Consider the following 19,634-nt stretch of genomic DNA (forward strand, 5'->3'; position numbering starts at 1 on the left):
GCGCGACGATGTGCCGTTGAGACCACGGCCCGGAGGCAAATTCAAGGGAGTCCGGGTTGTTACTGCCCGTCATCCCGGGGGCGATGCAGTCATCGCCCCCGGGGGCGATGTGTTGGCATCGCCCCCGGAACGACGCGTGAGGCAGTTACGCCGCCGCGTTCGGGAAGCGGTAATCCTTGAATTGGTCGCGCAGCGCAGTCTTCAGGATCTTTCCGGTGGCGGTGTGCGGAATGCCGTCGACGAAAGCGATGTCGTCGGGCATCCACCATTTGGCGATCTTGCCGTCCATGTATTTCAGGATGTCCTCGCGACTGGCCTGCTGGCCCTGCTTGAGCTGCACGATCAGGAGCGGCCGCTCGTCCCATTTCGGATGGTAGACGCCAATCACGGCGGCCTCGGCCACGGCGGGGTGGCCGACCGCGAGATTTTCCAGCTCGATCGAGGAGATCCACTCGCCGCCGGACTTGATCACATCCTTGGAGCGGTCGGTGATCCGCATGTAGCCGGCCTCGTCGATGGTCGCGACATCGCCGGTGTCGAAGAAGCCGTCTTCGTCGAGAATGTTGCTGTCGACGCGATAATAGGCCTTTGCGACAGCGGGGCCGGAGACCTTGAGGCGACCAAACGTCTTGCCGTCCCAAGGCAGCTCCTTGCCGGCATCGTCAGTGATCTTCATCTCGACGGCGAAGGGCGCGTAGCCCTGCATCTGCAGCACGTCGAGCCGGGCTTCGCCGGTTGCGTTCTGGAACGGCGGCTTCAGCGCCGCGACGCTGCCGATCGGGCTCATCTCGGTCATGCCCCAGGCGTGGCGCACGTTGGAGCCCATGTCGAGGAAGGCCTTGATCATCGAGCGCGGCATCGCCGAGCCGCCGCAGATCACCATCTTCAGGTCGGGCAGCTTGAGATTGTTGGCGGACATGTGCTGCAGCAGCATCAGCCACACCGTCGGCACGCCGGCGGTGTGCGTCACCTTCTCGGTCGAGAGCAGCTCATAGACCGAGGCACCGTCGAGCTTGGCGCCGGGCATGACCAGCTTGGTGCCCTGCGAGGGGGCGGAGAAGGCGATACCCCAACTGTTGGCATGGAACAGGGGAACCACCGGCAGCATTGTCTCGGACGCACTGGTGCCGAGCGCATCGACATTGTTGGCCATCAGCGCATGCAGCACGTTGGAGCGATGCGAATACAGCACACCTTTCGGGTCGCCCGTCGTGCCGGACGTGTAGCACATCGCGGCCGCCGTGTTCTCGTCAAAGTCCTTCCATTTGAATTGGCCGTCGGCCTCCGCAATCCAGTCCTCGTAGGCGACGACATTCTTCAGCGTGGTCTGCGGCATATGCGCCTTGTCGGTCAGCACGACGTAGCGTTCCACGCTCGTCAGCTTGTCGGCGATCTTCTCCAGGACCGGAACGAAGGTGATGTCGGTCATCACGATGCGGTCCTGCGCATGGTTGATGATCCAGGCGATCTGCTCGGGGAAAAGGCGGGGATTGACGGTATGGCAGATGGCGCCGATCCCCATGATGCCGTACCAGACTTCGAGATGGCGCCAGGTGTTCCAGGCGATCGTCGCGACACGGTCGCCGAGCTTGATGCCCTCGCGATCCAGCACCTGCGAGACCTTGAGCGCGCGCTTGTGGATCTCGGCGTAAGTGGTGCGATGGATCGGTCCCTCGACCGAGCGTGTGACCACCTCCTGCTTGCCATGGATTTTGGCAGCGTGTTCGATGATCCGGTGGCAGAGCAGGGGCCAATCTTGCATCAAACCAAGCATTCCGACGTTCCTCCGAGAAGTCGCTGGGCGCGTTGTCGCTCTCAGCGTTGGGCCAAAGATTGCCATGGGTTTTAGCGTGCCGGACTTTCGCCGCAAATGGTCTTGTCGCGGCTATATGTCCGCTGGCGCGGCAATGGTTACCGCTGCGCTCGGGCTGTCGCTGGTGCTCGCCGAGAGGGCAGAGGCGCGAAAATATACATCCCCGCTGGATATCTTCGGTATCGCCGCACCTCGGCCGCGCCCCGCGGTTCATTCCGCCAGGATTCCGCTGCCGAGACCGCGCCCCGAGGAGGCGCCCAAGGCCTCGGGCGAGGCCCCGCCGGAGCCGGACGGCAAGCCTCTCGCGGACAAGCCCGGCGCCGACAAGCCCGCCGAGGCTGCGGCACCACCCGAGAAGCCGGTCTCCGCCTGCCGTCTGGCGCTGACCGAGGAGATCGCGACCGCGCCCTCCATTCCGGATATCCGCGGCCCCGGCGCCTGCGGCGGCGAGGATCTGGTGCGGCTGGAAGCCATCGTGCTGCCGGACAAGCGCAAGGTGACGGTCAAGCCGGCGGCGATCCTTCGCTGCACCATGGCCTCTGCGATCGCCGATTGGCTGCGCAAGGACATGGCGCCGCTGGCCACCAGCCTTGGCTCGACCATTGGCGAACTCGATAATTTCGACAGCTTCGAGTGCCGCGGTCGCAACCGCGTCGCCGGCGCGCTGCTGTCCGAGCACGGCAAGGCCAACGCCCTCGACGTCCGGGGCATCAAGATGGCCAACGGGCAGTCGATCAGCCTCACCGACCGCACCATATCGCGCGAGGTGCGCGAGCAGGTGCTGCATTCGGTCTGCTCACGATTTTCCACCGTGCTCGGCCCGGGCTCGGATTGGTACCATGAGGACCATGTCCATCTCGATCTCGCGCAGCGGCGCAACGACTACCGGATCTGCCAGTGGAACGTCTGGGATCCCCTGCCGCAAATCGCCCCGCTGCTGCCGGCGGAGCGCCCCGAGGAGGCGCCGCCGCGCGAGGTCGCCGCCAAATCCGAAATCAGGCCCGAGAAGGGAGCCGAGGACGAGGCGACGGAGAAGCCGGCGGCCAATGTCGGCAAGTCCCAGCCGCACAAGCCGGCAACAAAAAAGCGCCGGTGAAACCGGCGCTTTTGGATCTCAGAGATCAGCAGGCGATCAGTAGCTGCCCGCCTGGCCGGTCTGGCTGCCGCCGAGCGCCAGCCGCGAATTGTACGGCGAGTCGCCGTGCTTCGGCTCGAGCACCACGACGAGGGTGCCGACCTTGACGCGATCGTAGAGATCGATCGCGTCCTCGTTGGTCAGGCGGATGCAGCCTGACGAGATCGAGGCGCCGATATATTCCGGCTGGTTGGTGCCGTGGATGCGGAACAAGGTGTCTTTGCCGCCGGAGTAAAGGTAGATCGCGCGAGAGCCCATCGGATTGTCCGGACCGGGTGCGACATAGGTCGGCACGCCCAGGCGCGAAATTTCGCCGGGGGTGGGGTGCCAGGCCGGCCACTCGGTCTTGCTGCCTACCTTGGCGATGCCCGACCAGGCCATGGCCTCTTCGCCGACGGTAATGCCGTAACGGATCGCCTTGCCCCCATCCAGCACGTAATAGAGATAATGGTTGTCGGAATCGACCACGATCGAGCCCGGCGATTCCTTGCGATGGTAATCGACGATGGCGCGGCGGAATGGCTCGGCAACCGGGGTGTTCTCGTACCGGACCTTGGCGAGCAGTTCCTTGTCCTTCGGCTTGAAGGCCTTGGTGTCGGTCGCCTCGAAATGCGTGGCCTGCATGCAGCCCGACAGCATCAGGCCGGCGGCCAGAATTCCCAACTTAACTTTCAGCGACGACATGATTTGGTTCCAATCAAAGCAATACCGTGCAGAAGGCCTGAGCTTTAACGCCCAAGTTCCTCGACTCCGTTAATCCCCATTATCGTTGAAATCTGCCACAATTCCAGCACTGAAGGGCTTATCCCGCGCTGCGAGACCCCAGCTGTGGCTTTTCTGCCGCAAATCTTGCGGTCCCGTGAAGATTTTTGGGCTGAGGGGGGCCGGACTGTCGATTCCGGGCCACAGATGAGGCATGGCACCGCCACAAATGCCAACGCTCCGTTAATGTGGTTGTCATCGTGAACTTGTCAGAATCGCGCTAAGGGCTGTCGTTCTGCCGCAGGTTCTCTGGAGTTGTGCATGTTTTCGGTGTTTGTTCCCTCAGAGTCCGTCCTGAAGAAGGCTGTGATCGAAGATCTCACCGCGTTGCCCGAAAGCGCGGTCTGGATCGATCTCGTCAATCCCACCGCGGCCGAGGACAAGGCGGTGGAGCGGCTTGCCGGCATCGCCATCCCGACCCGGGAAGACATGCAGGAGATCGAGATCTCCAGCCGCCTCTATATCGAGAACGGCGCGCGCTACATGACCGCGACGCTGATGTGCCACTCCGATACCGACATGCCCCGGACCACGGCGGTGACCTTCATCCTCGGCGACCACCGCCTGGTGACGGTACGCTACGAACTGCCGAAACCGTTCGCCCTGGTCGAGGCCAAGCTCGCCCGCTCCTGCACGCCTTCCATCACCGGCGAGATGGTGCTGATGGAGCTGCTGGACGCCGTGATCGACCGCTGCGCCGACATCCTGGAGCGCTGCGGTGCCGAGATCGACCAGGTCAGCCACGACATCTTCGAGCCCGAAAGCGAGCGCCACGGTCACGCCAAGCAATATTCCCAGATCCTGATCTCGATCGGCCGCAAGGGCGACCTGACCTCCAAGGTGCGCGAGAGCCTTGTCTCGATCGGCCGCGTCGTCGCCTTCCTCTCGGCGGTGGTGGAGGGGGTGAAATGGTCGAAGGACATGCGCGAGCAGCTCAAGACCATGCAGCGCGACGTCTCCTCTCTGACCGACCATGCCTCCTATCTCTCCAGCAAGATCACCTTCGTGCTCGACGCCATGCTCGGCGTCGTCAATCTCGAGCAGAACAACATCATCAAGCTGTTCTCGGTGATGGCCGTCGTGCTGATGCCGCCGACGCTGATCGCCTCGATCTACGGCATGAATTTCAAGTCGATGCCGGAACTGGAATGGACGCACGGCTATCCGTTTGCACTGGTGATGATGCTGATCGCCGCCATCGTCCCGTACTGGATCTTCAAGTGGAAGAAGTGGCTCTGATCTGGTCGCGCTTGGAAAATAGTGACCGAGACCTTACACCGGTCGCACAGACACGGTGAATCGTGTCGCAGAATAGATCGGGATTGAGGCCGCGCGGTGATGTGTTCGCCGTGCCGCAATTCCTCCGGTAAAATTTGAGCGGTGGGCTGAACGTTTGCGCGAAACTTGTCTGCGATAAGCAGTGCGTAGCCGCGAGGAACAACCATGGTTGAAAAACACATAACGTCGCCCCGCAACGTCATCGACCTCGCGAACTATCGCCAGGTCCTGGCGAGCGGCAAGGCGTCGTCGATGTCGGCACGCATGTGCCGGCACTGTGGTGCTCCGCTGCTCGACGGTGAGAATGACGACGACTGCTCGACCGCATTCAGCACGGCCGCTCCAATGCCGCGCGACCGGTCACGTCGGATTCGAATCGATTGAGGAACGGAAGGAAAGGGCGATCCAGGTCTTGCGGCGGCGTTGTCTGGATCGCCCTGCTTCCCTTCTTCGGTGTCTCTTCAGGACAATCGGCTGAGGTCTGACCGGCGGGTGCGCTGGAGACTGACTGAACAGCCCCTCTAGCCAAAACAGAGCCTGTGTCGGCCTCTGTCAATCCGCACGCGCGAAAATATTCCACTTTACCGAAATTCGATTTCGGCGTATGTGTCGCTCATCCCGGTTCACCAAGAGGGGCGACGTGAAGTCGTCATGTTCGCGAGCCGGGCTTGCGGTGGACGCGGCAGCGTCGGCATGAGAGGTGCGGGCAGGGCGGGTAGTCCCTGTGAGTCCGTAACCGCGTGCGGACGACGGCGCTGCTAGGCTTCGTCTCGCTCGTAAGTTTCCCGGCTCCGTCGACAGGGCTCGGGAATACTGCGGCGACATGGCGGGCCGTGCGTACGGCAAAACCGTGTGGTCCTGGCCGTCGTTGCCACGGTCAAGCTCTTGCGAAGGTGCGAGCGAGCCCAACCGGGCAGACTGCATCATTTAAATTCGCGGGGCGAGGGAGGCCAAAAGGAATGGTCGGCTCCCGGGAGATCACGGCATAAGCCGTCCAGCCACTGCGCAGGGAAGGCCGAGTGATCGGCGACACCTGTATGCTGCTGTGCGGTCTTTTTTGCGCGTGCCTTTCGCGCAGCGGACCGCGGGTGCCAGCCGGCACCCGGCCTTCCCTGTGCCCTCTTGGATCGGAGGGTGAAGAGATCAAGCAAAGCTCGGGCGAAATCCGCCGCGAGGACGCGAAGGCGTGTCTGCAAGCCGAGCTGCTTGTCACAAGCCGGATCTCGTAGGGTGGGCAAAGCGGAAGCGTGCCCACGCCTTGTTGCTTACGGAGAGAGATTGTGGGCACGGCGCTATGCGCCTTTGCCCCCTACGGCAATTGCTGCTGGGATCTGCATTTGGAGCATTGCAATGACGATGCGGAAAGTAGTGTCGTCCCGGCGATGCGAGGCAGCGCGTCCGCGCCACGAGAGAGACGTTGTCGCCCTTGCTCCATCCCGGCCGCGCAATGACGCGAGCCGATCAGACGTGCTGGCCGCCGTTGATGTGGATCTCGGCGCCGTTGACGTAAGAACTGGTGTCCGTGCACAGCACGTAGATGATCTTGGCGACTTCGTCGGGCGTGCCGAGGCGGTGCAACGGAATCTGCTGTTCGACGATCTTCTCGGTGCCGGGCGACAGGATCGAGGTGTCGATCTCGCCCGGTGCGATCGCGTTGACGCGGACGCCGACGCGGCCGAAATCGGAGGCCATCTCGCGCGTCAGCGATGCGAGCGCGGCCTTCGACGTGGCGTAGGCGGCGCCCGCGAACGGGTGCACGCGCGAGCCCGCAATCGAGGTGACGTTCACGACCGAGCCCTTGGCCGCCTTCAATTCCTCGATCAGTCCGCGCGCGATCATAATGGGTGCGAAAAAGTTGACGTGGAAGACGTGCGTCCAGGTGTCGAGATCGGTATCGATCGAGCCGAGCCGGGAGCCGCCCGGGCCCTTCGGCGAGATTGCGGCGTTGTTCACCAGCGCATGCAGCATGCCGCCTTCGAGGCGATCGCGGATATCGGAGATTGCGCGTGTCGTGTCCGCGGGATTGCTGAGATCGACCTGGATGTGGTCCTCAGGGCCGGCATCCCACGGACAATCCTCCGGGAACGGATGCCGCGAGCAGGTGATGACGCGCCACCCCGCCGAGGAGAAGCGGATCACGGTGGCGTGGCCGATGCCGCGGCTTGCTCCGGTCAGGAGTAGCGTGCGGCGCGGCGCATTGGACGAATGCGGCATGGACATCTTTCAGGTCGGCCTAAAGCTCACGGATACATCCGCGTCTTGGACCACGGTTGGCCGGCCGCGTCACGGCGAAATTCGATGCGGTCGTGCAAGCGGAACGGGCGGTCGTGCCAGAACTCGATACGCGAGGGCGTGATGCGCCAGCCGCTCCAGCCCGGCGGCCGCGGCACCTCGCCGATGATGTGCTTGGCCGCGACCTTCGCGATGGCTTGTTCGAAAGCGAAGCGGCTCTCGAGCTCCTGCGACTGCTTGCTCGCCCAGGCGCCGATCTGCGCCTGCTTCGGTCGCGTCGCGAAATAGGCGTCGGCTTCGGCCTCGGTCACCGGCGTCACGTTGCCGCGGATGCGGACCTGACGGCGCAACGACTTCCAGTGAAAAAGTAACGCTGCCTTAGGATTTGCGGCGAGTTCGCGGCCCTTCTGGCTGGCGATGTGGCTGTAGAAGACAAAACCCTCGGTATCGAAGCCCTTCATCAGCACCATGCGCACATCCGGCAGTCCGTCGGGGTCGACGGTTGCGAGCGCCATGGCGTTCGGATCGTTCGGCTCGCTCTTGATCGCCTCGTTCAACCAGGCCTCGAACAGAGCAAATGGTTCATCGGCGGCGGTAAAATCACCGGATGTTAAGGGTGTCTGGTGTTTCATCGAGGTCGTGTCGGTCATGTCTGGAGTCCGAGTTGCGTCCCGCGGCCCAAAACGCGTTGTTGTCCGCCGCCGCCCTATATAGGGCATGGGGATGCGTTGGCCTATCGGCGATCCGGCCATCAGGCTTCGTGATGACGATGATTTTGATCGGGCTCGGCACCGGCGGCTGCAGCTTTTCCCGCAATGACACCAGCGCCTATGCCAAGGCCGACGACAGCGACCTCACCGGTTCGATTGTGCGGCCGGCGAAGGACGCCCTGCCAACCGAGACCGATCTCGCCTTCGCCCGCAACGCCGCCTCCGACGTCCTCAGCAAGGGCGACAGGGATTCCAGCCAGCATTGGGAGAATCCGGAGACCGGCGCGCGCGGTTCGGTGACGCCGATCGCGCAGTCCTATGCCGCCGAGGACGGCCGCAGATGCCGCGATTTCCTGGCGAGCTACGTCAACGGGGCGACCGAAAGCTGGCTCCAGGGCGCCGGCTGCCAAAGCACCCGTGGCCGTTGGGAGATTCATACGCTAAAGCCGTGGCGGAGCTAGGATTCGGTCTGCAGCCTAGTTGCAAAAATGCCACTCCACCCCCACATGGATCGCAGGTGGGGCGGGGAGCCCTTTGAACAATTCGATGTCCTGAAGGAGACGTGACGGATGCGCGACCCCTATGAGGTCTTGGGGGTGCCGCGGAGCGCAAGCGCTGCCGCGATCAAGAGCGCCTATCGCAAGCTTGCCAAGAAGCATCATCCCGACAGCAACAAGAACGACCCGAAAGCCGCCGAGCGCTTCTCCGAGATCAACTCGGCGAACGAGATCCTCGGCGACGAGGACAAGCGCAAGCAGTTCGACCGCGGCGAGATCGACGCCGACGGCAAGCCGCGCTTCCAGGGTTTTCCGGGCGGTGGCGGGCCGCGCGGCCGCGCCGGTCCCGGCGGGTTCGAAAGCTATTCGTTCCGCTCCGGCGGCGGTCCCGGCCAGGGCGGCGGCGGGTTCGAGGATATCCTCAACAGCATGTTCGGCGGCGGGACGCGTGGCGCCCGGCCCGGGGCCGGCGGCGGCGCCCAGTTTGAATTCGACACCGGCGGCGTCGGGCTCGATCTCGACGTGAACGTTGCCATGTCCGTCTCGCTGGAAGAGGCGGTCAAGGGCGGCGAGAAGCGCGTTCGGCTGCCGACCGGCAAGGAGCTCAACGTCAAGATTCCGGCCGGCGTCACCGAGGGTCAGCAGATCCGGCTTCGGGGGCAGGGCGAGTCCGCGCAGGGCCATCCGCCCGGCGATCTCCTGATCACCCTCAGCATCGCGCCCCACGCCTACTTCAAGATCGAGGGCGCCGATCTGCGGATCGATTTGCCGGTGACGCTCTATGAGGCGGTGCTCGGGGCCAAGGTCCGGGTGCCCACCCTCGGCAATGCCGTGGAGCTCTCGGTTCCGAAAAACACCTCCAGCGGCCGGACCTTCCGTCTCAAGGGCAAGGGCTTGCCGAAGACTGGCGGAACCGGGGATCTCTTCGTCACCATCAGGATTATGCTACCGGACGGGAACGACGCTGAGCTTGAGGCATTGATGGAGAAGTGGCGGGACCAGCACCCCTACAATCCACGTAGCGGGCTTGGTTAGGGCGAGATCCGAATCGAAGGGGTTCTCTAAAGGCCTAGGGCATCGTCGAGGAGATGATGCTCATCATATGCCTGGAGCGTGGTAGCGCTTCTATGCTCGACGTGTCGGTTGCCCGGCGGGGCAGCCGATAAAAAGGTGCGGCCTCGAGAGGGGGACCAGCGCGGTACCAAAAACCCCAATCGAGGCCGCCCGCGTCGATCGGCGGATCGAACGCTGCTCATTTTCGCGTGATCATCCGGTGCGATAATGAGACGCGCCGATGTCTTCATTCCAAATTTTCAATGTCGGAATCTGGGCACCGCGTTCGAGCGGTTGTCTAGCTGCCTTTTTTCTCGGCCTGATCATAAACCGCCTGCGCCACCTTGGTCAGCCGGTCGCGATCGCCGCCGCCGCTCACGACGTAGCCGACGCCGTGCTCGGCCCAGAACAATGCGCCGTCCTTGTCCGTGTTGGCGTAACGCATTTGCGTCGCACCATTCTCGGTCTTGGCGGTGTAGATCGTGTAGCGTTCGCCCGAGGCACCCTCGTACATCAGGAACGAGGCCGGCCCGTTCGGACCCGGCAACAGCCGGCCGCCGACGAGCTTCAGCCCGCTCGCCTCCAGGTTCGGCGCAAACACGGTCCAGCCGCAGCGCCGGGTCAGCCAGGCCTGGAGGTGATCGCGCTCGTTGCCGCCGACCTCGACGGGGTGGCGGACCTCGACGACATAGAGCCGGTGGGCGTCGAGCGCATCCGCCGTGAAGCTCTGGAAGGTCGAGGGCGCATTGGCGGCGCCATGCGCGACCCAGCCGGCCGAGCCGCCGGCGACGAACGCAACCAGCACCGCCGCGGCGGCGCCATAGAGCCATTGCCGCGGGCGGCGTTCCAGCCGCTCGAGCTCCAGCCGGGCCGGCACCGGCTCCTGGGCGATGGCGTCGTAGCGGGCGTGCAGCATCGCAGCCATGGCACGCCAGGACTGTACCCTCTCGGCCTCATCAGGGTGGGCGGCAAGCCAGGCCTCGACGTCGGCGCGGCGCTCGGCCGGCAATTCGCCGTCGACATAGGCGTGCAGTTCGTCCTCGGTCACTGGGATCTTGCGGTCGTTCATATCGATCGTCTCTGGCTCTGTGGCCCTAAATGTCGTTCTAAGCTCAACTTCGCGTAGCTCATCAGGATGCTGGGGGCGGACGACACGCGATGCATCAACCCTGCCATCATTTCACCCGCCTGAGCGTCGGGCGCTCGCCCTCCAGCGAGGCCTTGACGTGGGCGCGGGCGCGGGCGAGGCGCGACATCACGGTGCCGATCGGCACGCCCTGGATGTCGGCGACCTCGCGGTAGCTCATGCCCTCCAGCATGACGAGGAGCAACACCGAGCGTTGCTCCTCGACGAGCGTCGCCAGCGCCCTCTCGATGTCGCGCCCTTCGGCTTCGGTGCCGCTGGCATCCGGATTGTTCTCCGTCAGCTGCATGAACTGCGGCCGCCTCGCCAGCGAGCGCCGCCTGTTCTTGTTGAGGTTGGTCAGGATCGTGTAGAGCCAGCTCCTGACGTCGCCTCCGAGAAACAATCGCTCCGAACGCAGTGCCCGCACCAGCGTGTCCTGCACCAGATCGTCGGCCGCATCCGCGTCGCGCGTGAGCGCGCGGGCGTAGCGGCGCAACGCCGGGATCATGGCTTCCACACTCTGGCGAAACGCACTCATTGCGGTCTTGACGTCCTGGTATCAGGCGCGAGCGCCTCAACGATCATAACACCCGAACGGAACGACTATTCCGGCGCTCGAAACAGCGTTAACGCGGCGTATTAGGGCTGTACCGCGGGGGAGGGCTGGTGTACCTCCAGACCTCACCAAGAGTTCGACGGGACGTTCAAAAATGGCGCAGAATTCGGGTCTGATCCAAGGCAAGCGCGGAGTGGTCCTCGGCGTTGCCAACAACCGCTCGATCGCCTGGGGCATCGCCAAAGCATGCCACGCCGCCGGCGCCGAGCTCGCCTTCACCTATCAGGGCGATGCGCTGAAAAAGCGCGTCGAGCCGCTTGCCGCCGAGATCGGCGGCCTCGTGCTCGGCCATTGCGACGTCACGGATGCCGCGACCATCGATGCCGCGTTCGCGGTGCTGCAGGAGAAATGGGGCAAGATCGACTTCCTGGTGCATGCGATCGCCTATGGCGAGCAGCTCGACGGCCGTTATGTCGACACCACGCAGGAGAATTTCTCCAAGTCGATGCTGATCTCCTGTTACTCGTTCACGGCCGTGGCGCAGCGCGCCGAGAAGCTGATGACCGGCGGCGGCTCGCTGGTCACGCTCAGCTATTACGGCGCCGAGAAGTGGATGCCGCACTACAACGTGATGGGCGTTGCCAAGGCGGCACTCGAAGCCAGCGTGCGCTATCTCGCCGCCGACCTCGGCGAGAAGAACATCCGCGTCAATGCGATCTCGGCAGGTCCGATCAAGACGCTGGCGGCGTCCGGCATCGGCGACTTCCGCTATATCCTGAAGTGGAACGAGGCCAACGCGCCGCTCCGACGCAACGTCTCGACCGAGGACGTCGGCGGCAGCGCGCTGTATCTCCTCTCCGACCTCTCGCGCGGCGTCACCGGCGAGGTGCATCATGTCGATTCCGGCTATCACGTGCTCGGCATGAAGCGGCCTGACGCGCCGGACATTGCGTTCGGTGGCAAGGATTAGCCCTTATCCGGAATGCCCGTGCCCACGATCTACTATCTTCGTCACGGCGAGACCGAGTGGAATGCGCTCGGACGCCTCCAGGGCACCAAGGACATTCCGCTGAACGCGCGCGGCCGTGACCAAGCCGTGCAGGCCGGCGGCATATTGGGCGATCTGTTCAAGCGCGAGGGCCGTGACAAGGCGGCGTTGCCCTACGTGTCGAGCCCGCTCGGCCGCGCGCGGCAGACCATGGAGCTTGCCCGCGGCAGGCTCGATCTGCCGGTGGCGGACTATGCGCTGGACGATCGGCTGCGCGAGATCGGCTACGGCAGCTGGGAAGGGCTGACGCTGGCCGAGAGCGAGGCCGCTGATCCCGAAATCTATGCCAGGCGGCTCGTGGACAAATGGACGGTGGGCCCCGCCGGCGGGGAGACCTACGCCGATGTCCAGGTTCGCGTACGCGCCTGGTACGAGCAGCTGCGGACCGACATCGTCGCGGTCGCCCATGGCGGGACCTGCCGGGCCCTGATGGTGTCGCTCGGCCTGGAAACGCCAGCCAGCGCTGCCGAACTCTATATCGAGCAGGGCGCGGTCTATGTGTTCCGCGAGGGGCGGCTGGAGAAGTTCAGTTAAGCCCTCTCGCCGACCACCGTCATGCCCGGGCTTGTCCCGGGCATCCACGGACTGTCTTGGCTGCGACGCCTAAGAACGTGGATGGCCGGGACAAGCCCCGCCATGACGGCTGGGGTGGGATATTTGACCCTTCATCCAGATCGCGTTACGTCACGTTGCAATTCAACATAGGCGTTGCCATTCAACGCTAGGCGACGGTCCGGCATGTCCTTCAACACCTTCGGCCACATGTTCCGCGTCACCACCTTCGGCGAGAGCCATGGGGTGGCGATCGGCTGCGTGGTCGACGGCTGTCCGCCCATGATCCCGCTCACCGAGGCCGACATCCAGGGCGATCTCGATCGCCGCCGGCCGGGCCAGTCGCGCTTCACCACCCAGCGCCAGGAGCTGGACCAGGTCAAGATTCTCTCCGGCGTGATGGCGCATCCGGAGACCGGCGTGCAGGTGACGACGGGCACCCCGATCGGACTCCTGATCGAGAACACCGACCAGCGCTCGAAGGACTATTCGGAGATCAAGGACAAGTTCCGGCCCGGTCACGCCGACTTCACCTATGAGGCCAAATATGGCCTGCGCGATTATCGCGGCGGCGGCCGCTCCTCGGCGCGCGAGACGGCGACGCGCGTCGCCGCCGGTGCGATCGCGCGAAAGGTGCTGCCTGACGTCAGGGTGCGCGGCGCACTGGTGCAGATCGGCCCGCACAAGATCGACCGCGGCAAGTGGGACTGGGACGAGATCGCCAAGAATCCGTTCTTCTGCCCGGACAAGGACAAGGCCGCGTTCTTCGAGACCTATCTCGACGGCATCCGCAAGAGCGGCTCCTCGATCGGCGCGGTGATCGAGGTGGTCGCCGAAGGCGTGCCGGCCGGCCTTGGTGCGCCGATCTACGCCAAGCTGGATTCCGATCTGGCGGGCGCGATGATGACCATTAACGCGGTGAAGGGCGTCGAGATCGGCGCCGGTTTCGGCGCCGCCGAACTGACCGGCGAGGAGAATGCCGACGAGATGCGCACCGGCAATGACGGCACGCGCTTCCTGTCCAACCATGCGGGCGGCGTGCTGGGCGGCATCTCCACGGGACAGCCGATCGTGGTGCGCTTCGCGGTGAAGCCGACCTCGTCGATCCTGCAGCCGCGGCTGACAGTCGATCGCGCCGGCGCCGACACCGAGATCATGACCAAGGGCCGTCACGACCCCTGCGTCGGCATCCGCGCCGTCCCGGTCGGCGAAGCCATGATGGCCTGCGTCCTGGCCGATCACTTCCTGCGCGATCGCGGCCAGGTGGGACGTTGATGTCGCGGTACTAGCCCACCGCGCAGCTTGACGATCCCACAACTTCGTCGGCAAATGCGGGCATGGAAACCTCCGAACTCCAACGTGTCATCAACTGGCTGATCGACGGCGCCTGGTCGTCGAAGTCCCCGGCCGAGATGACGGCGGAAGCTTGCGAACGTATGGTCGTAGCCGGCCTGCCGCTATGGCGGTTCGGCATCTTCATCCGCACGCTGCATCCCGAAATTTTCGGTCGCAACTTCATCTGGCGGGAAGGCGAGGAGGTCGAGATCGGCACCGTCGATTTCGAGATTCTGCAGACGCCGCAATTCGCCAAGAGTCCGCTCCGGATCGTGTTCGAGCAGGGACTGGAGGTGCGAGGACGCATGGACGATCCCGCCAGCAGGGATTTTCCGTTCCTCGATGATATGCGTGCCGAGGGCGTGACCGATTATGTCGCGACACCAATGCAGTTTCTGGACGGCTCGGTCCACGCAACGAGTTGGACCACGCGCCATCCAGACGGGTTCAGCGATGACCACATCGCGGCGATCCACGCCATCGTGACGCCGCTCGCGCGCATCAGCGAGATCATCACCCTGCGCCGCACCGCCGAGATGCTGCTCGATACCTATGTCGGCAATCAAGCCGGCGCGCGCATCCTAGGCGGCCAGATCCGCCGTGGCCACAACGACACCATGCAGGCCGCGATCTGGCTGTCGGATCTGCGCGGCTTCACCGCGCTGTCGGACCGGCTGCCCGCCGAGACCGTGGTCGAGATCCTCAACCAGTATTTCGACTGCCAGGTCGCTGCGATCCGCGGCCATGGCGGCGAGGTACTGAAATTCATGGGCGACGGCCTGCTCGCGGTGTTTCCGATCGACGAATATGTCGGCGACGCCGCCCATGTCTGCTCGCGCGTGCTGGAGGCTGCGCGCGAATCCCGCGCCAGCGTCGAGGCGCTCGCCTTTCCGGTTGGCGACGTCGTCGAACGCTTCCGCTTCGGCGTCGCGCTGCACGTCGGCAACATCCTCTACGGCAATATCGGCGGCGGCAACCGGCTCGACTTCACCTGTATCGGACCGGCCGTGAACCTTGCCGCGAGGCTAGAGAAGATCACGGGTCGGCTGGGGCGGACCGTCGTCGCCTCGGAAGGTTTCGCCAATGTCTGCCGCCACGACTGGCACGAACTCGGCGAATTTCCGATCGCCGGATTTTCCAAGGCGCAGCGCGTATATGGGCTCCGTGAGGAGACACCGGCGGTGATGGCCTAGCGGCCTGCATCGTCGGCGGAACTAGTCAGTGCGAACATAGGACTGTCTCAGCCCGAGCGTCAGGATCGTCAGGGTGATCCACAGCCGCAGCATCGCAAAACTGAAGATGAAGACGAAATAAATCAGGTTCTTCGTGAACTGCGTCGCCGACGAGGTCTGCCAGAAATTCCAGATCGCGATCCGCACGGCTTCCTGTCCATAGGCGAGGGCGACGTTGACGGCGCCGAGCACGATGACGGCAGCGCCGAGCCACAGCCCGCGCCGTGCGAATTCGCCGATCGCGGCGAACAAGGCGACCCTGCCGTCGTCACGCTCGGCGCGGAGGATCATGAGCAGCACGAGTGCGGCGATCCATGCGCTCCAAAATCGACCGGGATGGGTGAACTGGTCGAATGCCATGCCGTCGAGGCCCGCCATCAGATGATAGGAAGCCTCGTAGCCGATCGCTGCGCCGCTGAGCGCGGCTGCGATCATCACGAGCATGATCCGCCACAGGATCGAGAAGGAGAGCTTGAACTGCTCGCCCAATGTCAGCGTGCCGAGCGAGGATTGGCCGCCGGCGGCCTCGATCGATTGTCGTGCCGTCGCAAAGAAGGCCAGCAGCACCGAAATGTCGGCAACGATGATGGCCGGCAGCGCCACGCCGCCGCCGCCGAACGCGATCACGCGCATTGCAGCCGCCAGGATCAGCCAGGGCAAAGCGTGCAGCAGCTTGAACGGACCGAACGAGGTTTCGGGGCGGGCTCGCTCGAGTGCGAGCTGTTTGCGCAGTGCGACTGTCATCGCGTTGTGGTGACACAGGAGATTGAACCTGCGGTAGCGCCGATCGCTAAAATTGACCCGAAGGGGACAGACCGTGCCTGTTATTCCTCCGGCTCGGTCGTGAACAGCAGCGGATAGCCCTTGGTGCGGGCCGCGTCAGTGGCGCGCGTGGCCTTGGTTTCGGCGACGTCCTTGGTGAACACGGCGACGACGCAGGCGCCCAGCTTGTGGGCCGTGATCATCACCTTGTAGGCCTGATCCTCGGTCATGCGGAACTCGGCCTTCAGGATCATCGTGACGAACTCGCGCGGCGTGTAGTCGTCGTTGATCAGGATGACCTTGTGCAGCTTCGGCCGTTCGACCTTGGTCCTGGTCCGTGTCTTCGGTTTTGTGGTGGTGCCGCTCATCGTATCCCAAAACGCTCTCGCCCTGATGAGCGAGCAGCCGGCACATCATACTCCAGGATGAGGGGCCTCTCCAAGGCAGGATGGCTTCCATCATGCCGTCGTGACTGGCAGCGATGCATCGAACGCGCCTGCTCCCGGCTAGGGAAGGGCGCGAACGAGATGGAGCGCGGCGATCAGGGCGCCGACCGACAAGACGACCGATGCGATCATGTAGGCGGCGGATGCCCATGTCTGGCCGCGCTCGATCAGGTACCAGGCATCCAGCGAGAAGGTCGAGAACGTGGTGTAGCCACCGCAAATTCCGACGGTCAGGAAAATCCGCGCGGCTTGCGGCAGGTTCCATCTGGTTGCGAATAGCGCGGTGAAGGTGCCGATCAGGAACGATCCGGTCACGTTGATGATCAGCGTGCCCCACGGAAAATCCGTGCCGAACGCCCGGCCCGAGCCGATCGCGACGAGATAGCGGACGACCGCGCCGAGGGCGCCGCCGGCGGCCACGGCGAGAATGGACTGAATGTTCAAGCTCTCGTTCCCCTGTTTGCGAATTGCATCATTTGTCCTCCGCAGCGAGGCCGTTGCCGACGGCGAGCAGACCCACGAGCGCGATCAATGCGAATCCGAGCCCTGCGAGGAATGTGCCGGCCGGACCATAGGCGTCCCACAGCGCGCCGGCGATCACACTCGCGGCCAGCAAGGCAAGGCCGGTGAACAGGTTGAAATAGCCGAACGCGGTGCCACGCAGGCTGGGCGGCGCGGCGTCGGCGACGAGCGCCGAGAGCAATCCTTGCGTCAGTCCCATATGCAGCCCCCACAGCACGACACCGAGGGCGAGGCCGCCGAGGCTCGGCAGCAGTGCCAGCGCGAGATCGGCCCCGGCGAGGAACACGAGCCCGAGCGCGAGCAGGCCGGTCCGGTTGATCCGGTCCGAGAGCACGCCGGCCGGATAGGCCGACAGCGCATAGACGACGTTCATCAGCACCAGCACCGCCGGCACCCACATCACATTGAGTCCGATGTTCTGTGCGCGCAGGATCAAAAAGGCCTCGCTGAAGCGCGCGAGGGTGAAGACGATTCCGACGGCCACGACGCGCCAATAGACCGCGCCGAGCTGCCGCATCGCGGCGAGATTGAGCGGATTCCCTGCAGGCTCCCGGCCCGGATCCGGATCCGGCTCGCTCACCGCGAACGCGATCAGTCCAAAGGACAGGAATGCCGGCAGCACCGCCACCCAGAACACCGCGGCAAAGTTGTCAGCGGTCCACCACATCATGCCGATCGCCACGAGCGGTCCGACGAAGGCGCCGATGGTGTCGAGCGACTGCCGCAGGCCGAAGCTGGCCCCGCGCAGGCCGCGAGGTGCGATATCGGCGATCAGCGCATCGCGCGGCGCGCCGCGAATGCCCTTGCCGACGCGGTCGATGAAGCGCGCCGCCACCAGCCATCCGATGCTGGGCGCAAGCGGGAATAGCGGCTTGGTGAAGGCCGCGAGGCCATAGCCGAGCGCCGCGAGCAGCTTGCGCTTGCCGAGCCAGTCGGACAATGCGCCGGAAAAGATCTTGGTGATCGAGGCCGTCGCCTCCGCGATGCCCTCGATGAAGCCGACGGTGAGCGTCGAAGCGCCGAGCACGGTGACGAGATAGACCGGCAGCAGCGCGTGGATCATCTCGGAGGAGATGTCCATCAGCATCGAGACGAAGCCGAGCACCCAGATCCCCCTGGGCAGCGCGCGACGTGCAGCATTCGGTGTCGTCGTCACGTCTTCGCCTTCTCCTGTCCCTTGCCGGCAGACAACAAAAAACCCGCCATTGGCGGGTTTGTCCATGCTCCCGCCGAAGGCAGAGGCGCAAAGAACGCCCCTCCTCAAGCAGGAGTCATCAGCCCATCACGGTCAAAGACCGCCGGGCGGTTATCGGGGGACTCCATCCCCATCTGTGCGGCCAACCTAGCACGGAAATCGCTTCGGACAAGTGGGCGAGCGCTCTGTCCCCGGTTCGTCGTTCCGGCTTCGCGCATCGTGAGCCCAATGATGCGAGCGATCCGGCGTGTTCCGGCGGCGCGAGCGCGGCAACACGGTGGCAGCTTTGCGCAAGGCGCGCACATCCCTAAGCCGCAGCTTCTTGGCTCGCAAATCCTTAACTCGCCAATCCTTAACTCGAATGTGAAGCGTGAGCGATCTTCGCCCTTTGCGGCTCGGCGATTGCATGTCACCATCGCGTCATACGACGGGAGACTGCGATGCGCTTGCTGTTCTCGATCGGGGCTGTGCTGGTGGCCGGCATGTTTGCCGGAGGGGACGTCGCGGGCATCGCGGCACCAGGACCGAAATTCGAACCGCCAAAGAACGAGCCGCGGCGGTTTGCGGCCGACAGGGACACGCAGACGGTCGACGTCGAGCTGATCCTCGCCGTCGACGTGTCATACTCCATGGACATGGACGAGCTCGCGATCCAGCGCGAAGGCTACGCGCAGGCGATCCAGTCGAAGGAGTTCCTTCAAGCGCTGAAGCTCGGCCCGAACGGCCGGATCGCGGTGACCTATTTCGAGTGGGCCGCCTCGAGCGACCAGAAGATCATCATCCCCTGGCGGCTGGTCGACGGCCCGGAGACGGCGGATGCGGTCGCCGCCGAGATCATGAAGACGCCGATCCGGCGCGCCTCGCGCACCTCGATCTCCGGCGCGATCACGTTCGCGATGCCGCTGTTCGACGAGGATCCCTATCGGGGCTTGCGCCGCGTCATCGACATTTCCGGCGACGGCCCCAACAACAATGGCGGCCCGGTCACGGTGGCGCGGGATGCCGCGCTGGAGAAGGGCATCGTCATCAACGGCCTGCCGATCATGGTCAAGGAGCCGTCCTATTCGACCATGGATATCGACAATCTCGATCTCTACTACGAGGATTGCGTCACCGGCGGTCCCGGCTCCTTCGTCATCACGATCAAGGACCGCGACAAGTTCAAGGAGGCGATCCGCACCAAGCTGCTGATGGAGGTCGCCGGCCGCACGCCGGACCGTCCAGTGATGCGCGTGGCCGACAAGGAGCCGCGCGTCAACTGCCTGATCGGCGAGAAGATCTGGTCGGACCGCTGGGGGCGCTGAAGCCGCCGGCTGAGACCTTTTGTCCATCCAACCGGCACGTGAGTTAATGGCCCGTTAACCGGTGCATGGCCCTAAT

The 19,634-nt window shown here is 64.3% G+C and carries 20 protein-coding genes and 1 riboswitch; of the genes, 10 read left to right on the forward strand and 10 right to left on the reverse strand.

The window, feature by feature from the left end; translation table 11 throughout:
- Positions 1-145: 145 nt before the first annotated feature.
- Positions 146-1,774 carry a fatty-acid--CoA ligase gene (locus tag CIT39_RS09900; RefSeq protein ID WP_094975517.1) on the reverse strand — a complete coding sequence of 543 codons (1,629 nt, stop codon included), beginning with the start codon at positions 1,772-1,774 and terminating at the stop codon, positions 146-148.
- Between the two features lie 64 nt (positions 1,775-1,838).
- On the opposite strand from CIT39_RS09900, the gene CIT39_RS09905 reads away from it, so the two are divergent.
- Positions 1,839-2,909: an extensin family protein gene (locus CIT39_RS09905; RefSeq protein ID WP_094975516.1), complete on the forward strand. Its 1,071-nt coding sequence runs from the start codon at positions 1,839-1,841 to the stop codon at positions 2,907-2,909.
- 36 nt (positions 2,910-2,945) lie between these two features.
- Here CIT39_RS09905 and CIT39_RS09910 read toward each other — a convergent pair whose 3' ends face one another.
- Positions 2,946-3,632: a L,D-transpeptidase gene (locus tag CIT39_RS09910; protein ID WP_094975515.1), complete on the reverse strand. Its 687-nt coding sequence runs from the start codon at positions 3,630-3,632 to the stop codon at positions 2,946-2,948.
- Between the two features lie 339 nt (positions 3,633-3,971).
- Here CIT39_RS09910 and CIT39_RS09915 point away from each other — a divergent pair, with 339 nt between their 5' ends.
- On the forward strand, positions 3,972-4,949 hold the full coding sequence (locus CIT39_RS09915; RefSeq protein ID WP_094975514.1) for a magnesium transporter CorA family protein: 978 nt from the start codon (positions 3,972-3,974) through the stop codon (positions 4,947-4,949).
- A 204-nt stretch (positions 4,950-5,153) separates the two neighbouring features.
- Positions 5,154-5,372 (forward strand): hypothetical protein, encoded by a 219-nt coding sequence (locus CIT39_RS09920; protein WP_094975513.1) that lies wholly within the window; start codon positions 5,154-5,156, stop codon positions 5,370-5,372.
- A gap of 1,077 nt (positions 5,373-6,449) precedes the next feature.
- Here the strand turns inward: CIT39_RS09920 and CIT39_RS09925 are convergent.
- Both CIT39_RS09925 and pdxH read right to left on the reverse strand, forming a co-directional pair.
- Positions 6,450-7,202, reverse strand: a complete 753-nt coding sequence (locus CIT39_RS09925; protein ID WP_094975853.1) for an SDR family NAD(P)-dependent oxidoreductase — start codon at positions 7,200-7,202, stop codon at positions 6,450-6,452.
- Between the two features lie 26 nt (positions 7,203-7,228).
- Positions 7,229-7,870, reverse strand: a complete 642-nt coding sequence (gene pdxH, locus CIT39_RS09930; RefSeq protein WP_094975512.1) for a pyridoxamine 5'-phosphate oxidase — start codon at positions 7,868-7,870, stop codon at positions 7,229-7,231.
- Between the two features lie 113 nt (positions 7,871-7,983).
- Between pdxH and CIT39_RS09935 the strand changes: the two genes are divergently transcribed.
- Together CIT39_RS09935 and CIT39_RS09940 are read left to right on the forward strand one after the other, a co-directional pair.
- A complete protein-coding gene (locus tag CIT39_RS09935) occupies positions 7,984-8,391 on the forward strand; it encodes an RT0821/Lpp0805 family surface protein (protein ID WP_162308433.1) in 408 nt (135 codons plus the stop codon).
- 108 nt (positions 8,392-8,499) lie between these two features.
- Positions 8,500-9,462, forward strand: coding sequence for a DnaJ C-terminal domain-containing protein (locus tag CIT39_RS09940; protein ID WP_094975511.1), 963 nt, complete (start codon positions 8,500-8,502; stop codon positions 9,460-9,462).
- A gap of 316 nt (positions 9,463-9,778) precedes the next feature.
- Here CIT39_RS09940 and CIT39_RS09945 read toward each other — a convergent pair whose 3' ends face one another.
- Together CIT39_RS09945 and CIT39_RS09950 are read right to left on the reverse strand one after the other, a co-directional pair.
- A complete protein-coding gene (locus CIT39_RS09945) occupies positions 9,779-10,549 on the reverse strand; it encodes an anti-sigma factor family protein (protein WP_094975510.1) in 771 nt (256 codons plus the stop codon).
- Between the two features lie 106 nt (positions 10,550-10,655).
- Complete coding sequence (locus tag CIT39_RS09950) at positions 10,656-11,144, reverse strand: RNA polymerase sigma factor (RefSeq protein WP_028144186.1); 489 nt, start codon at positions 11,142-11,144, stop codon at positions 10,656-10,658.
- 172 nt (positions 11,145-11,316) lie between these two features.
- Between CIT39_RS09950 and fabI the strand changes: the two genes are divergently transcribed.
- The 4 genes from fabI to CIT39_RS09970 all read left to right on the forward strand — a co-directional run bounded on the left by fabI (position 11,317) and on the right by CIT39_RS09970 (position 15,290).
- On the forward strand, positions 11,317-12,132 hold the full coding sequence (gene fabI, locus CIT39_RS09955; protein WP_094975509.1) for an enoyl-ACP reductase FabI: 816 nt from the start codon (positions 11,317-11,319) through the stop codon (positions 12,130-12,132).
- A gap of 12 nt (positions 12,133-12,144) precedes the next feature.
- Positions 12,145-12,744, forward strand: coding sequence for a histidine phosphatase family protein (locus CIT39_RS09960; protein WP_094975508.1), 600 nt, complete (start codon positions 12,145-12,147; stop codon positions 12,742-12,744).
- A gap of 204 nt (positions 12,745-12,948) precedes the next feature.
- Entirely contained in the window at positions 12,949-14,037 is a 1,089-nt protein-coding gene (gene aroC, locus CIT39_RS09965) for a chorismate synthase (protein WP_094975507.1), read from the forward strand.
- A gap of 62 nt (positions 14,038-14,099) precedes the next feature.
- The gene (locus CIT39_RS09970) at positions 14,100-15,290 is read left to right on the forward strand and encodes an adenylate/guanylate cyclase domain-containing protein (protein ID WP_094975506.1); all 1,191 of its coding nucleotides are present in this window, start codon (positions 14,100-14,102) and stop codon (positions 15,288-15,290) included.
- Positions 15,291-15,311: 21 nt separating this feature from the next.
- Here the strand turns inward: CIT39_RS09970 and CIT39_RS09975 are convergent, their stop codons facing one another.
- From CIT39_RS09975 to CIT39_RS09990, 4 genes are all read right to left on the reverse strand, one after another.
- A complete protein-coding gene (locus CIT39_RS09975) occupies positions 15,312-16,073 on the reverse strand; it encodes a hypothetical protein (protein WP_181955145.1) in 762 nt (253 codons plus the stop codon).
- Positions 16,074-16,153: 80 nt separating this feature from the next.
- Positions 16,154-16,459 carry an ATP-dependent Clp protease adapter ClpS gene (clpS, locus tag CIT39_RS09980; RefSeq protein WP_094975505.1) on the reverse strand — a complete coding sequence of 102 codons (306 nt, stop codon included), beginning with the start codon at positions 16,457-16,459 and terminating at the stop codon, positions 16,154-16,156.
- A gap of 138 nt (positions 16,460-16,597) precedes the next feature.
- Positions 16,598-16,981 (reverse strand): fluoride efflux transporter CrcB, encoded by a 384-nt coding sequence (gene crcB, locus CIT39_RS09985; protein ID WP_094975504.1) that lies wholly within the window; start codon positions 16,979-16,981, stop codon positions 16,598-16,600.
- Between the two features lie 28 nt (positions 16,982-17,009).
- Positions 17,010-18,281, reverse strand: a complete 1,272-nt coding sequence (locus CIT39_RS09990) for an MFS transporter (RefSeq protein WP_334273117.1) — start codon at positions 18,279-18,281, stop codon at positions 17,010-17,012.
- A gap of 36 nt (positions 18,282-18,317) precedes the next feature.
- Positions 18,318-18,395, reverse strand: a riboswitch (Fluoride riboswitch).
- Between the two features lie 299 nt (positions 18,396-18,694).
- Between CIT39_RS09990 and CIT39_RS09995 the strand changes: the two genes are divergently transcribed.
- The gene (locus tag CIT39_RS09995; protein WP_094975502.1) at positions 18,695-19,558 is read left to right on the forward strand and encodes a DUF1194 domain-containing protein; all 864 of its coding nucleotides are present in this window, start codon (positions 18,695-18,697) and stop codon (positions 19,556-19,558) included.
- Positions 19,559-19,634: the final 76 nt, after the last annotated feature.

Origin of the sequence: Bradyrhizobium symbiodeficiens (assembly GCF_002266465.3) — a bacterium.
GTDB classification, from domain to species: domain Bacteria; phylum Pseudomonadota; class Alphaproteobacteria; order Rhizobiales; family Xanthobacteraceae; genus Bradyrhizobium; species Bradyrhizobium symbiodeficiens.

Excerpts from the sequence above, each read along its gene's own strand:
- CIT39_RS09960 (WP_094975508.1), top strand. The coding sequence starts at position 12,145 with ATGCCCGTGCCCACGATCTACTATCTTCGTCACGGCGAGACCGAGTGG.
- CIT39_RS09975 (WP_181955145.1), bottom strand. The coding sequence starts at position 16,073 with ATGACAGTCGCACTGCGCAAACAGCTCGCACTCGAGCGAGCCCGCCCC.
- CIT39_RS09940 (WP_094975511.1), top strand. The coding sequence starts at position 8,500 with ATGCGCGACCCCTATGAGGTCTTGGGGGTGCCGCGGAGCGCAAGCGCT.
- pdxH (WP_094975512.1), bottom strand. The coding sequence starts at position 7,870 with ATGACCGACACGACCTCGATGAAACACCAGACACCCTTAACATCCGGT.
- CIT39_RS09970 (WP_094975506.1), top strand. The coding sequence starts at position 14,100 with ATGGAAACCTCCGAACTCCAACGTGTCATCAACTGGCTGATCGACGGC.
- CIT39_RS09945 (WP_094975510.1), bottom strand. The coding sequence starts at position 10,549 with ATGAACGACCGCAAGATCCCAGTGACCGAGGACGAACTGCACGCCTAT.
- CIT39_RS09920 (WP_094975513.1), top strand. The coding sequence starts at position 5,154 with ATGGTTGAAAAACACATAACGTCGCCCCGCAACGTCATCGACCTCGCG.
- CIT39_RS09950 (WP_028144186.1), bottom strand. The coding sequence starts at position 11,144 with ATGAGTGCGTTTCGCCAGAGTGTGGAAGCCATGATCCCGGCGTTGCGC.
- CIT39_RS09905 (WP_094975516.1), top strand. The coding sequence starts at position 1,839 with ATGGGTTTTAGCGTGCCGGACTTTCGCCGCAAATGGTCTTGTCGCGGC.
- aroC (WP_094975507.1), top strand. The coding sequence starts at position 12,949 with ATGTCCTTCAACACCTTCGGCCACATGTTCCGCGTCACCACCTTCGGC.
- CIT39_RS09935 (WP_162308433.1), top strand. The coding sequence starts at position 7,984 with ATGACGATGATTTTGATCGGGCTCGGCACCGGCGGCTGCAGCTTTTCC.
- CIT39_RS09995 (WP_094975502.1), top strand. The coding sequence starts at position 18,695 with ATGCGCTTGCTGTTCTCGATCGGGGCTGTGCTGGTGGCCGGCATGTTT.
- clpS (WP_094975505.1), bottom strand. The coding sequence starts at position 16,459 with ATGAGCGGCACCACCACAAAACCGAAGACACGGACCAGGACCAAGGTC.
- CIT39_RS09990 (WP_334273117.1), bottom strand. The coding sequence starts at position 18,281 with ATGGACAAACCCGCCAATGGCGGGTTTTTTGTTGTCTGCCGGCAAGGG.
- CIT39_RS09900 (WP_094975517.1), bottom strand. The coding sequence starts at position 1,774 with ATGCTTGGTTTGATGCAAGATTGGCCCCTGCTCTGCCACCGGATCATC.
- fabI (WP_094975509.1), top strand. The coding sequence starts at position 11,317 with ATGGCGCAGAATTCGGGTCTGATCCAAGGCAAGCGCGGAGTGGTCCTC.
- CIT39_RS09925 (WP_094975853.1), bottom strand. The coding sequence starts at position 7,202 with ATGCCGCATTCGTCCAATGCGCCGCGCCGCACGCTACTCCTGACCGGA.
- CIT39_RS09915 (WP_094975514.1), top strand. The coding sequence starts at position 3,972 with ATGTTTTCGGTGTTTGTTCCCTCAGAGTCCGTCCTGAAGAAGGCTGTG.
- CIT39_RS09910 (WP_094975515.1), bottom strand. The coding sequence starts at position 3,632 with ATGTCGTCGCTGAAAGTTAAGTTGGGAATTCTGGCCGCCGGCCTGATG.